Origin of the sequence: Psychrosphaera saromensis (genome assembly GCF_002954545.1) — a bacterium.
GTDB classification, from domain to species: Bacteria; Pseudomonadota; Gammaproteobacteria; order Enterobacterales; family Alteromonadaceae; genus Psychrosphaera; species Psychrosphaera saromensis.
Genome location: NZ_MSCH01000003.1, coordinates 1,536,181 through 1,549,520, shown reverse-complemented (window position 1 = coordinate 1,549,520; position 13,340 = coordinate 1,536,181). Strand labels below are relative to the sequence as shown.

Here is a 13,340-nt window from a genome sequence, read left to right as displayed (position 1 = left end):
TAAGAGAGCTTTAACTTTTGTTAAATGCTCTCTCAAATTGTACTAAATGTATAAGTACATCTTTCTTATAACAATTTAGCTCAAGTTTTACTATTTAGTTATTTTTTGTAATAGATATTGACCACTAAATTTATATTTTTTACCTTTCAAGCTGAACTCTGACTTTTTAGTCTTTGTCACTGATTGCTTGTTGTAGGCCAATACCCATTCTTTACCGTCAAGGAAGGTAATTAATACCGCAGTGACGTTATCATTATCTACATGAGCTAAACCACTTACTTTACTGGTTGCCGATATAGTGAACTCTTTTGATGGGTTATATTCACCATGCGGCTCAAGTACGCTTATGAAGCTATGCTTTTTAGTGTTTTTAACACGATGAATAAATGCATTTTCATTACGTAAGTTAAAGTTAGGATCGTTAGCACCAATTTGAGTGAACAATATTTGGCTGTCACCAGTTTCAATTGAACTTTGAGTGTAGAAACGGCCATTATCATGCAACCAAGTAACGCGTGCTAAACCTGCGTCTGGCGTAGCTTGCGCTTTCAACCATAAATGCTGATAACCATTTTCATTACCTAATGCCGACATAGTTTTATCATTTGCGTTTAGAGCAAAGTTACTATCAATAAATTGACCTTGATAGTGAACCGGTAAGTCAAACTGATGCTGTTTTTTAGAATTAACATCAAACACGTCAATTACTAGCGTCTGATCTTGCTCTGGTAAATTAATTAACGCTAAAGTTCTAGTTAATTCAACACCTTCATAAGCCGAATCAATTGTCGCTGAACTTAACTTAACGTTTTTGTCATTTACAAAAAACAAATGCTCTGGGTGATTTGCATTGCCTTTTTCTAAATTTGCATCAAAGTGCGAACGTTCATCAACTACAACCGTATTATGAGAAATGGTTTGTTTAGCATAAGTTTTATTTTCAGGTAAATAACGGCCGCCGTATTTTGCTTCTACATTTAAGAAACGAGCTGCACCATAATCAGAAACAATCTCTGCACCTTTGTCATAAAACTGCCAAGTTAATTTATCAAAGTGACCGTGACCTAAACCTTGTGCCGCAGGCTTAAATAATACCGCTTGGCTATCCGTTTCAGTCGCTTTATTAGAGCTAGCTTGACGCATAATAACTAACGCACCTTGCGTACCGTCTGCTCCGTCACCAAAGGCCACAGATTCAAATTCATACGGCGTGGCTTTACCTGCGTCTAGTGCCTGGGCAACTTTAAGACCATCACCCGTTAATATAATTTGGTCTTGAATTTGAGCTATCTCTAATAAGCCAGTATCACCAGTTAATCCGTAAGCGATAGTAACGCCGTTAACTAACTCAATTGTGTCAATGCCTTTGCTTTTAATTGCATCATTGATTGGGAAAAACAGACCGTTATAACTTAACTGAATTGTTGTAGTAATCGCTTTTAAAACGATGCCATCACGATATTCAAAAATTTTGCGCTCCGGTTCATTAGTTTCAATGGCTTTAGCGAACGTAATAAAAGGCATTAATGCGTAACGTTGATAATACGGACCTTCATTATAATAACCTTGAGGCGAGAACAACTCGTCTAACTGTTTTAAAAATCCGCCTTTACCAGACTTATCTAAGTCGTAAAGTGCTTGCTCAACCCATTCAGGCTCATTTAATACATATCCAGCCATCCCCACACCTGAGGTTAACCAAGTTCCGTGGTTGTGAACCTTGTTAAAGGTTGCTGGTGAGTCAACAGATAAGAATTTAACGATTGGGCGAAAGATACCTTGCTCAATTTTAGTTATTTCTTTTTCTGTTAAGTTAGGTAAAACAAAGTCATACGCTTGAATGCTATAAACCAACCAAACAGCTTCATTTAAACTCTGCCAAAAAAGCTTACCTGGATTATTTGCCCCAGCTTTACGTTTTGGATGAACATCTAGCGTTGGATACAAGTCTGCGTATTGCAGCAACATATCACGTACTAAATCAGCGTATTTTTTATCCTGTGTAAGCTGGAATAACATTCCGGCTTGATACATAAGTTTATAATTTTTCTTATGACGTTCGTGGGTATAACCACCACCGCCATCAGCAGGAACTGGAACAGTAATAGCCTGTTCCATTTGTTTATCTACACTACGTTTTTGCTGTTCAAATTTAGTTTTAAATGAGCCTGGCTTTTCAATAGCTAAACGCATTTCAGCGATATCATCTTGCGTCGAAACGAGTCGAGGGCTTTCACTTTCAGCTTTAATGGAAAATGCTAAAACCAACAAAGTTAGAAATACAACAACCGCTAAAATCTGTTTTGGCGACGAGGTAATACGAGTGAAATAATTCATAATCCGTCCTATTTACTTGTCGTTTTTTTAAACGAGTTATTTTCTAATATTGCTGTATGTGGACCATCTACATTTAACTCTACAACATTAATTTCTGTTGCTTGGTCAAAGGTATTGTTTTTAATAACAGTTTGAGGCTCACCAACCGTATGGTTAATCACTATAGCTGGGGTCATTGAAAATACATTATTTTCAATGTTAGTTACTTGCGCACCATGAATAGTCATTACTGCTTTTGATTTATTACGTTTACCGTTACCAACTTGCTTAAGCTTGTTGTTGGTCATAATAAAATGCGGTCCAAATGTACTTTCATCTGTTCCACCGCGGTATAAGTTAGCAATCGTACCTTCAACATCTCTAAATACATTGTTGTCTAACGTAACGTATTCAGCGTTATAAATACCTAGGTCATCAAGTTCTTTGTTTAAACGTAAAATGTCGCCTGTGATGTTAGTAAATTGTGAATTTTTTATCACAATTTCATCAGCAAACGCTCGGTAACCAGAGTCAAACACATGGAATGAATGGTTAACATCAAGGTCACTAATTTTTGAGTCTAGGATCTCTAATCTGAAATTATAAATTGTTGGTAATTTCGTATTACTTATCAATACATTTCCTGCTGAATCTGGCGCTTCTTTACCGCTGATATTTAAGCCAGATATTTTTAAGCTGCCTTTATCTTCAATGGTAAATAAAGTCTTACGTTGAAAGACAACATCGACTTTATCTTTGTCACCTTTGAACGTAAGAACTTTGGTCAGGAACAAGGTTTTACTGACCGTATATTGGCCAGGCGTTAAATAAATAACATCTCCGTCGTTTGCAGTTTTAACGGCATCGATTAAGGCATCTTCACCAGGATAAACGGTAATTGTTTTACCTGAATCAAACTGAACTAAAGGTTCTTTTTTGGCATACCAACTTGGACCAACTTCCGCTTTTGTAATTGGTGATACAGATTTATCAATACCCATTTTTGCGAACGTTTCATCAACTGGATATAACAAACCATTAGATGCACGTTTTAATTCTACGTTTGCACTTTTAAAGCCTGAAGATATTGTTGGTTTGTTTACGTTATGTAATTGATTAGCAGAGAAGTTAATGCCACTGATATCATCAAATAACGTAAAACCATCTTTGTTTTCATTATGCACAATTAAGTTATTTTGAAACTTACTATTAATTGGTGCAGCTGAACGTTCAGCATCGCTGCCTGCCGCGAGTTGAATGTGGTCAACATTGATTAAACTGTTATTTGTAATAAGCGCATTATTTACTTGGTGATAACGATTAATTGATGAGTTTGGAACTCCATTCATCACAGTCAAACCACTACCAAAGCGATAGCCTGTTAATCCTTCCATGTAGTTATTACGAATAATTTGGTCAGCGTTGATAACACGAATACCACCGGTGTGATCTTTACCATTACCAAAGAACACATTACCTTCAACTAAATTTCCGTTGCCGTGACGTAGTGTTAATGTCCCGCGAGATTCGTAAAATACGTTATTTACTATTTTGTTTTTGCCTGACTTGTTAGAGATGATCTCTACTTCACCATCACAACGGTCAAAATAGTTATTTTCAATGGTAGTAAATGAATTTGTTAAAGAATAATGGCTAGTGCCTATTCTTAATGTTTCACCACCATTTGAGCCTAAGATTGGACGAGGGCCAAAATAGTTATGATCTATTCTGTGATAGTTTTCTTGGCTATCTTCACTGTTTAATCTAACCGTCATGGTTACACCAGCGTTGCGTTTACCAGCCAAATAGCTGTGATCAAATCGATTATGCTTACCATACATAACAACCCATTTATCTTGGTCGTATTTGTCTGGGTTACTGAAGTTATCGATAACAACTTCTGTTACACGTGAATGGTTTGCTAAATTTTCTTTATTACGACGAAATGAAATAACTTCACTAGTTGGTGAGTAACCATCTTTAAATACTAAACCAGAAACAACTAAGTATTCACCAGATAAACGTAAATTAGAGTTACCAGTTAAAAATACTTCACCTTTGGTTTCTGCTTGTAAAGTAATTGGCTGATTCTCTGAGCCTTGGCCTTGGAAAACGACTTCGAAGTTTTTCCATGTACCGTTGGCTAAAATAACCTTGTCACCCGCCTCTAATTTTTTAGATGCTTTTTTATATTCGGATTGATTTTTTACTAAATAATCTTTTGCTAATACAAGATTTGACTGCATTAGACCAACAATAACACTAAGCTTAATAATCGACTTAGTTAACGATTTCATATTCTTTGATTTATTTAACATACAAATTCACTCACTTAAACTGACCTGCAAAATGGAATTGGAAACCTTTGAAATGTGCGATATTCAAAGGTTTCCAAAGAGCTCTCAGTTGGTCCACAACAAAACACAACTGAGATTTTTCACAAAAATCTAATTAAAACTTCGCTTTAACGCCCATTTCAAATTTCATTCCTGAACGAGAGTAATCCGCAATTGTCGTATCATTACCACGAGTCATTACTTGTGCAGTGTCTAAAAGGTTTAAGCCTTTAAAGAACACTGATACGTCATCAGAAATGTTATATTTTGCAGTAAAGTCTAAATATGATGCGTCCTGCACATAACGATTAGAACGATCTGGGAATGGTAAGCTGTTTGGCTGGAAGTATTTAGAGCGATATTTCCATAATAAACGTAAGGTTGTACTATCGCCTTCCCAATAAACAGAAGCCGAGGCTACATTTTTTGAGAAACCGAATAAGTTAGCATCATCAACTAAACCAGGAGAACCAGGCTCTTCTGTAACAAAGTCAGAATCAGCTAAGTTGTATGCCATTTTTGCACCTAAACCATCAAATGGCTCAGGTAACTCAGAAAAGTGTTTTTGAACAGTAAATTCTGCACCTGAGATAGTTGATGTGTCATCTGAGGTTTGACGAACTACGTGGGCTACATTTTCATATAATGTATCTACGCCATCAAGATCAACTGTAATATCACGGTACTCAACAGAGTTAACATAACCACCAGTAAATTGTTTGGTGTATAAGGCTAATGTAATGGCCGCATCTTGATTTGGGTAATACTCAAAAGACACGTCATAGTTAGTTGAAAGGTAAGGTTTCATATGGTTACCACTAGCACTACCGCCAGTTATAACTGCTGAAAAGTCAGTGTTTGTTGCTTGATCACAAACAGTCTCATCTTCATCCTGACACAACTCGTAACTAACACCCGCTGACATCGCATTCATTTGAAAACGTGACATAGCACGGTACACTGCAGCTCTTATATAAAGCTCTTCCGATACTTGGAATGTTAAATTTAAGCTAGGTAATGCTTCGGTATAACTTGAATCTAAAGTTACCGCTTCAATTTCACCACTTGAGTTAATATCTGAAGTAAACGTACCATCAGAATTGGTTCTAATATAAACCTTATCTCCCCAACCTTCTGAGTGAGTTTCAGTTTGAACAACACGTAAACCTACATTACCGTATACAGGCATATCAAATATTTCAGCATCAATATTTGCCATAAAATATGCAGCGGTGATAGTTTCAGTTACATCACGGTCAGCACCATCTCTGCCGTCTTCACGTTCGCCGATGTCATAAAAATCAGTTCCTGTACTTCCAGGTATTTGACCTAAAACTTGACCAATAAAACATTTAGAGTCGTAAGTTGCAAAGTTTGACGCATCGCCGCCAGAACCAGCTTCTTCACTGAATAAGTTTCCGTTATCGTGGCCATTTTGACAGCTATCAACGATACCGTTTACTAATGCTAAGTTTGCCTCATGATTTAATTCATCCCAGTCATCATCTTCGTTATCACTAGCGCCATACTTTTGAGAGCCATCGGTAAGAATGAGTGAAACATCATTAGTTACATAATCCACTAAATGTTCTTCTGATAAACGAACACCTGCAGTAAAGCTTGATATGAATGGATTATCGATGTCATATTCAACATCAAAATTCACAGCTAAAATATCATCTTTACGCTCTTCATGGGTACGACGATATTCAACATAAGCATGATCATCGTGAATGAAGTTAGTCATATCAGATGCATCAAATACTTCATCGGAATCAAAACCAGCATCGCCAGGAGCATTACGGTCATCATCTAACCAAGTTAGCACTGGAACGTCACTATCACGGAAGTCTAATCCGTAGTTATAACGAGTTTGTGAGCGAAATTTTGTACGTTGGCGTAAGCGATAACGGTAAGACTCTGAATAAGAAACATCTAACGCCAGTTTTAAAACGTCAGTTGCTAGATACTCTATGCTGATGCCACCACCACGATATTCATCAACCTGGTTTCTGTCTTCACCATTTAGCTGCGGCTTCGCTTCACCTGTGGCATACAACAATGTGTGATCATCAGCAATTATATGGTCTTCTAAGTTACGACGACGTGAATCAAGTCCTAACTCCATACGTTTTTCTGTATATTCTAAGTCTGAATATTCAAAATCTGCATTTATATCCCAACGGTCTGTTGGCTTCCATTGTACCGTTGCTACTGCGCCAGTACGTTGGTCTGAATCTTCGCCTGTACGCCAGAAAACATCATTTGGTACATAAAAAATCGAACTTTGATCATAATCAGCTAAGAAAGTATCTTCACCTATTGTTGGTGAACGACCTGCACGGCCAGCACTAACGGCTTGTTCCGAACTACCTCCGGTACAATCGCCACCATCATCAGATAGATCGTTACCATCTGAATCACGCAGAGCACATACACCCATTTGAGAACTACCACCGTAGTTTTCTTCTGGGTTTGATGAATCAGTACGGTTTATACCAAATGAGAAGCCAATATCACCATAATCATCAGTTTCAAAACTTTGCACGGTAGAAACAACAAACTTATTGCCCCAAGGACTTGCATCACCTTCTACATCACCATAATAAGAGTTATAGATACCGGTTGCTTCAACTGTTGTTTGACTCTTACCATAATCAACAGCACGTAAGGAGTTAACGTCGATAGTACCTGATGTACCACCTTCAACTAAGTTAGCTTGTTGAGATTTGTATATAACAACTTTATCAACTAACTCAGATGGGAATTTTTTAAAGTTTACCGCTCGGCCTGGTCCGGCGTTGGTAATAGTACGATTATTGAAGGTAGAGTATCCCCAATAAGATCCTAAGCCACGAACTGATATTTCATTTTGGCTACCTTTAAGTCTATGACCTGAAGCGCCTGAGATATTTTCAATAATGTCTGAAAGAGAAAGGCCTGGCAGCTCACCAAAGTCAGAAGCTGCTACCGCGTCGACGATAGCCGTATTGTTTTTCTTTTCATTTAACGAACGAGTCATTGTGCCTCTAAGGCCCCTGACTTCAATTACTTCAACTTCTGCCTCAACTTGATCTGTGCTGCTTGGTTCCGCAGCTAAGGCTGGAAATGCCAGCATAGATAAGATGGTAGAGGTGTATAAAAAATTTTTATGGTTGTGAATGTTTTGACGTAACACTCTACTAACCCTGTTTAATTTGTTGTGAGTAGCCATCGAGATTCTCTTATAATTATTGTTTTTTTTATATACAGCAGGCTCATTCAACCAATATATCGGTAGATTGTCAACCACTTTGGTTAACCACTTGACAAATTCCACCCTACCAAATAAAACTAATTCATTAACCAATTTGATTATTCAATAAAAGCTGATATAACGATATACTAACAGTAATTAAATTTTCAATAAATCCAGCTTAGCTGCAGATAGACAAAGAGACCAAAAATGCAAAACCGCCGATTATTTTGGGATATCGTGGACAAAATCGAATTACTTATTGATTCTGGTAATTATCCACCTGGTAGTCGTTTGCCTCCTGAACGTTTACTAGCAGAGCAGTTTGACGTCAGTCGCCCTACAATCCGCGAAGCAATTATTGCATTAGAAGTTCGTCAACGTGTTGAAGTAAAAACCAGCTCTGGTGTATACGTTATTGAAAAGCCAGATGAAGCAAACAAACAGTTATTTGTTACCGCGTTTGAATTGACTCAAGCCAGAGCTTTGGTGGAAGGTGAAGCTGCTGCATTGGCTGCTGGAAGTATAACCAAAGAAGAATTAGAACAGCTGCATACAAATTTAGTTAAAATGGAAGCTGGGATCGACGCAGATCAAGCCGATAAAGAATTCCATTCTATTATTTCTAGAGCCACACGTAACAACGCTATTTTATTTGCTGTTCAAAATTTTTGGTCTTTAAGAGAGAGCAAAGAGAATATTAAAGAAGCTTATCGTATGGTGTGTCAATCAAACGTAAATAAACGTAAAGATGAACACAGAGATATCTACAATGCATTAAAGGCTGGTGATGCACAGAAAGCTCGTATAGCAATGCATGAGCACTTTAATCGTCTTATCAATGCATTATTTGATGCAACAGAAGCTAAAGCGTTAGAAGAAGTTAAGAGAAAGAATAATGAAACTCGTGATTTATACTCTTTAAGTCACTTAGTGAGCTAAGTAAGCTGGTATTTATGACTAAACAATTGTGTTTTGTCATAAAAAAAGCATAAAAAAAAGAAACCGATATGGTTTCTTTTTTTTATGTTAAATATTTAAACTAGGCTTATTAAGAGAATAAGATACCAGCGTTAATATCTACACAGTTACCTGTCATATATGATGAATCATCACTTGCTAAGAAAGTTACTAACTTAGCTACTTCTTGTGAAGTACCTTCACGTTTAAGGGCAGTTGCACCCGCTACGTTTTTACGAACTTCATCTTTAGTGAACGTATCGTGGAAACCAGTACTTATCATACCAGGACATACGCTATTTACACGGATGTTATTAACACCTAGCTCTTTAGCAAGACCACGAGTGAATGACATTACAGCGCCTTTAGATGCTGCATAAGCTGCAGATCCTGGGCCACCGCCATCACGTGCTGCTTGAGAAGCGAAAGTCACAATAGTACTTCCAGGTTTCATATGCTGGATACATGCGTTAGACATCATGAATAAAGACGTTAAGTTTAAGTTCATAACGTTTGTCCAATGCTCTAAAGACATTTCAGACACTTTAACACGTCCAATTAATCCACCAGATACATGTACTAACGTATCAATTGAACCGAAAGTTTCTAATGCTGCTGCAACGGTTGCATCAACATCAGCTTTTAAAGTTAAATCAGCTTTGATTGCAATTGCTTTACAACCTAAAGCTTCAATCTCTGCCACTGCAGATTGCGCGGTTTCTTTACTTGAATGATAAGTAAGAACAATGTTCGCGCCTTTTTCTGCTAAATCGATTGCACATGCACGGCCTATATCTCGTCCACCGCCTGCTATAATTGCTACTTTGCCTTTCATCGACATTCTATTCTCCAGAACTTAATTATCTAATATTAAAAATTTCTAACTTCATACAGTAAAAAGAACCGCACTCCTTTATTCGCTCTGAAGCTAGTAGAGAAGAGAAACTAACCAGTATTCAACTCAATGTCAACCAATTATTTACCATTGGTTAACCATAATAGGTAATTTGAGATGAAATATAGGTTAGAACAGCTAAATACCTCTGCATATTTAGATATTAAACGACTGAATACACACAAAAATGGGATTAAAAATAAGATTGTTAAAAATTAATAAAAAAAAATCGCCCAAATATTGAGATTTTCAATGGATTTGGACGATTAGCTTAAAAGGTTGATACGTATTGGCTAAAGTTTATTAGCCTGAATACTCAATCCTTCCGATATTGACTTAAATGCATCCGCCGTCACCATTGGTAAATCCGGTAACATTTCTTTAATGTCCTTTTGCACCACAGGTGACAAGCTCATACCACCGGTTAAGAATAGTATGTCTGGTTTTTCACTACTGTTATTCAAACATTCATTTACCAAGGCTCGAACTCTAGACATCCAACCAACCATAGAACGTTTTAAATCGTTTTCAGTCAGCTCTACGGTAAAGTCAGGCTCAATGTATTTTAGTGGTAATACAATGTGATCTTTTTCAGACAGCATTTCTTTTGCCATTCTAGAAGAGTTAACCAAACGCGCTGACTGTTTTTCTTCTTGCACTATTAATAGCTTTTCTAATTTTTTCGGTTCTTTGGCTACAGATATAGTTTGTGCTATCTCTAGGCCAGTTTCATCGGTAAAGAATTTATTCAGTCTTGGGATGTCATCTACCGCAACCATGTCACTGTAATACAGTGGAGGAATTGGTATACCATTAGTGGTTTCCGTACCTAATCCCATAGAAGGAGCAATACATTTTAAGATTAGGTTTTTATCACATTCCATCCCACCAAGGCGTGTACCTGTAACAGATAATACATCTTGCTGTCTATCGTACTCATGTTGTTTTTGAGTACCTAAACGTATACAACATACGTCTGTTGTACCACCACCGATATCTATAACCAGTGCAACTTTTTCTTCTGTTAGGTTTTGCTCTATGCGATAAGCTGCAGCAATTGGCTCTTCCAAGAAATCGATTTTTTCAAACCCAGCTAATTTTGAAGCTTCGGTCATTATCATGATTGCTTGTGAATTTCCGTCTTCGCCACGAGTTCCATGATACTTAACCGGTCGACCAATTACGGCTCCAGTCACTTTCTTACCTAATTGCGCTTCTGCAGACTCTTTAAAGAAACTTAACTGCTTAGCAATCAAACCAACAAATGCATCTTTTTGGCCTGACAATAAATTTGCCCCTAAAAAGTTTTTAGGAGAATAAATCAAACGACCTTTTTCTGGTGTTTTTAAATACTGTTTAAATCCAGCTTCACCAAATAAGAATGTCCCCGTCTCTACCATTTTATGTAAAGGCAGATCATCTACCGACTGATTTTTTAACAATTCATTAATCGCTCTACGTTGTAACGCAGGCGTATTATGGAATTCAGCTCGTAGTTGGTCGATTTGTTTTAAATAACGGCGCTCGTCAGCTGGGTTCTTTGCTTCTTCATATTTGTCTTTAGCTTTATCTAGCTGCGCGGTGATAGCACGTTTGATACGCTGAACTTTTTCTTGAATAACTTCAACCGGAGGAAGAGGTAAATCGTCTTCATAATAAATAAATACCGAAGAACGGATCTTAAACGGTGTTTTTGAATCTCTATCCAGCTCAATATAATGATGTTCTTTACCATCAAATAATACAACTTCGGAGTTAGATGTTCCGTAATCAATACCTACAGTTACCATTGAACCCTCTTTTTTATTCGTTAAATTTACCAGAAAAATCGGCAAGCAATTCTACCCATATTTAATCAAAAGGCCATGAATAATTTCAGTTAAAAAAATTACTTTATTTTTATCATGAATATCTTAACTTTATTGAGCAAAACTTAACTGGCAGGTAAGGCAAAATTAGACAAAAAAAAGCCCCATTAAACAATGAGGCTATTTATACTGATGAAGATCACTGCTGTTGCAGTGTCTGATTAATTTGACCAAACAAAGACTGGCCTTGTTTATCAAACATCTCTATTTGTATTTTGTCACCAAACTGCATAAATGGAGTTGTTGGTTTACCGTGCTCGATGGTTTCAATCATTCTAATTTCTGCAATACAGCTATAACCAACGCCACCGTCTTTAACTGGTTTTCCTGCACCACCATCTAATTTATTAGACACAGTACCAGAGCCAATAACAGTACCTGCACATAATGGACGCGTTTTAGCAGCATGAGCAATCAATTGACCAAAGTTGAATGTCATATCAACACCCGCTTCCGGTTTCCCAAACATATCATCATTCAAAATTGACAGTAGAGGCAAAGACAATTTACCATCCTGCCATACATCACCAAGTTGTTTAGGTGTTGCACAAACGGGACTAAATGCACTTGATGGTTTTGATTGAAAGAAACCAAACCCTTTACCAAGCTCATTAGGTATTAAGCCGCGTAATGACACATCATTCACTATCATGATTAAACGAATGTAATTTACTGCATCATCTGCCGATACGCCCATAGGAACATCACCAGTTATAACTGCAACTTCCGCTTCAAAATCAACACCAAATCCATCTGTTTGAGGCATAACGATTGGAGATCTTGGTGCTAAAAAACTGTCAGAGCCACCTTGATACATTAATGGATCTGTCCAGAAGGTAGCAGGCATTTCTGCATTACGCGCTTTGCGCACAAGCTCAACGTGGTTAACATAAGCACTGCCATCGGCCCATTGATATGCTCGTGGTAAAGGCGACTCACAGTTTGTTTGATCAAATATTTCACCTACTACATCACCACTTTCTAGGTCTGCGTATAAGGCGTTAAGTTTAGGCTCTACATTATCCCAATCATCTAACGCGGCTTGCATCGTTGGCGCTATATCTGTCGCACTAACCATTTTGGTCAATGTGTTATTCACAACCACTAACTTGCCATCACGGCCTGATTTCAAACTTGCTAATTTCATTATTTACTTCCTGGAAAATCTTCACCACTGTGCAACCAAGCTGCGTGTTGTGGTGCTTTTTTAGTTTTGTCCCACTCATCTAACATAGCAGGTGCTACTCGTTTTAATTCGTCTAACATACCAGGTTTACCAGTATTTGCGGCTAATTCAATGCGGTGGCCATTTGGGTCAAAAAAGTATATCGACTTAAAAATAGTATGATTAGTTGGACCTAGAACATCAATACCCGCGTCCTCCAACTTATCTTTAGCCTCTAACAGGTCATCCATTGAGTCAACTTTAAAAGCAATGTGTTGAACCCAAGCCGGCGTGTTTTCATCACGGCCCATGTCCGGCGAGTTTGGTATTTCAAAAAAAGCCAGTACATTACCGCGCCCTGAGTCCATAAAAATATGCATGTATGGATCAGGAGCGCCTGTTGAAGGCACATTATCTTCAGCAATCGCTAACATAAACTCCATGTTCAACAAATCACGATAGAATTCCATGGTTTTTTTCGCGTTGATGCATCGATACGCAACATGGTGAATACCTTGAGTTTTCATAATTCCTCCTAGTAGGTACTTCTAACAAGTACTCCAAA

General features: G+C 37.5%; 8 protein-coding genes. 1 reads left to right on the top strand and 7 read right to left on the bottom strand.

The features are described 5' to 3' along the window. Nucleotides 1-90: 90 nt before the first annotated feature. From BTO11_RS07210 to BTO11_RS07200, 3 genes are all read right to left on the bottom strand, one after another. Nucleotides 91-2,337, bottom strand: a complete 2,247-nt coding sequence (locus BTO11_RS07210; RefSeq protein ID WP_105051969.1) for a heparinase II/III domain-containing protein — start codon at nt 2,335-2,337, stop codon at nt 91-93. An 8-nt stretch (nt 2,338-2,345) separates the two neighbouring features. Then, entirely contained in the window at nt 2,346-4,562 is a 2,217-nt protein-coding gene (locus BTO11_RS07205) for a chondroitinase-B domain-containing protein (protein ID WP_229793350.1), read from the bottom strand. 205 nt (nt 4,563-4,767) lie between these two features. Continuing rightward, nucleotides 4,768-7,866, bottom strand: a complete 3,099-nt coding sequence (locus BTO11_RS07200) for a TonB-dependent receptor (protein ID WP_105051968.1) — start codon at nt 7,864-7,866, stop codon at nt 4,768-4,770. Nucleotides 7,867-8,097: 231 nt separating this feature from the next. Between BTO11_RS07200 and BTO11_RS07195 the strand changes: the two genes are divergently transcribed. Next, nucleotides 8,098-8,829: a FadR/GntR family transcriptional regulator gene (locus tag BTO11_RS07195; RefSeq protein WP_105051967.1), complete on the top strand. Its 732-nt coding sequence runs from the start codon at nt 8,098-8,100 to the stop codon at nt 8,827-8,829. A 109-nt stretch (nt 8,830-8,938) separates the two neighbouring features. Here the strand turns inward: BTO11_RS07195 and BTO11_RS07190 are convergent, their stop codons facing one another. The 4 genes from BTO11_RS07190 to BTO11_RS07175 form a co-directional block, all read right to left on the bottom strand. Then, on the bottom strand, nt 8,939-9,688 hold the full coding sequence (locus BTO11_RS07190) for an SDR family NAD(P)-dependent oxidoreductase (RefSeq protein WP_105051966.1): 750 nt from the start codon (nt 9,686-9,688) through the stop codon (nt 8,939-8,941). A 347-nt stretch (nt 9,689-10,035) separates the two neighbouring features. After that, a complete protein-coding gene (locus BTO11_RS07185) occupies nt 10,036-11,532 on the bottom strand; it encodes an Hsp70 family protein (RefSeq protein WP_105051965.1) in 1,497 nt (498 codons plus the stop codon). 217 nt (nt 11,533-11,749) lie between these two features. Beyond that, nucleotides 11,750-12,757, bottom strand: a complete 1,008-nt coding sequence (locus BTO11_RS07180; RefSeq protein ID WP_105051964.1) for a fumarylacetoacetate hydrolase family protein — start codon at nt 12,755-12,757, stop codon at nt 11,750-11,752. After that, nucleotides 12,757-13,302, bottom strand: a complete 546-nt coding sequence (locus BTO11_RS07175) for a VOC family protein (RefSeq protein ID WP_105051963.1) — start codon at nt 13,300-13,302, stop codon at nt 12,757-12,759. Before BTO11_RS07175 ends, BTO11_RS07180 begins: the two co-directional genes overlap by 1 nt. Between the last annotated feature and the right edge of the window lie 38 nt (nt 13,303-13,340).

Excerpts from the sequence above, each read along its gene's own strand:
- BTO11_RS07210 (WP_105051969.1), bottom strand. The coding sequence starts at position 2,337 with ATGAATTATTTCACTCGTATTACCTCGTCGCCAAAACAGATTTTAGCG.
- BTO11_RS07205 (WP_229793350.1), bottom strand. The coding sequence starts at position 4,562 with ATGCAGTCAAATCTTGTATTAGCAAAAGATTATTTAGTAAAAAATCAA.
- BTO11_RS07200 (WP_105051968.1), bottom strand. The coding sequence starts at position 7,866 with ATGGCTACTCACAACAAATTAAACAGGGTTAGTAGAGTGTTACGTCAA.
- BTO11_RS07195 (WP_105051967.1), top strand. The coding sequence starts at position 8,098 with ATGCAAAACCGCCGATTATTTTGGGATATCGTGGACAAAATCGAATTA.
- BTO11_RS07190 (WP_105051966.1), bottom strand. The coding sequence starts at position 9,688 with ATGTCGATGAAAGGCAAAGTAGCAATTATAGCAGGCGGTGGACGAGAT.
- BTO11_RS07185 (WP_105051965.1), bottom strand. The coding sequence starts at position 11,532 with ATGGTAACTGTAGGTATTGATTACGGAACATCTAACTCCGAAGTTGTA.
- BTO11_RS07180 (WP_105051964.1), bottom strand. The coding sequence starts at position 12,757 with ATGAAATTAGCAAGTTTGAAATCAGGCCGTGATGGCAAGTTAGTGGTT.
- BTO11_RS07175 (WP_105051963.1), bottom strand. The coding sequence starts at position 13,302 with ATGAAAACTCAAGGTATTCACCATGTTGCGTATCGATGCATCAACGCG.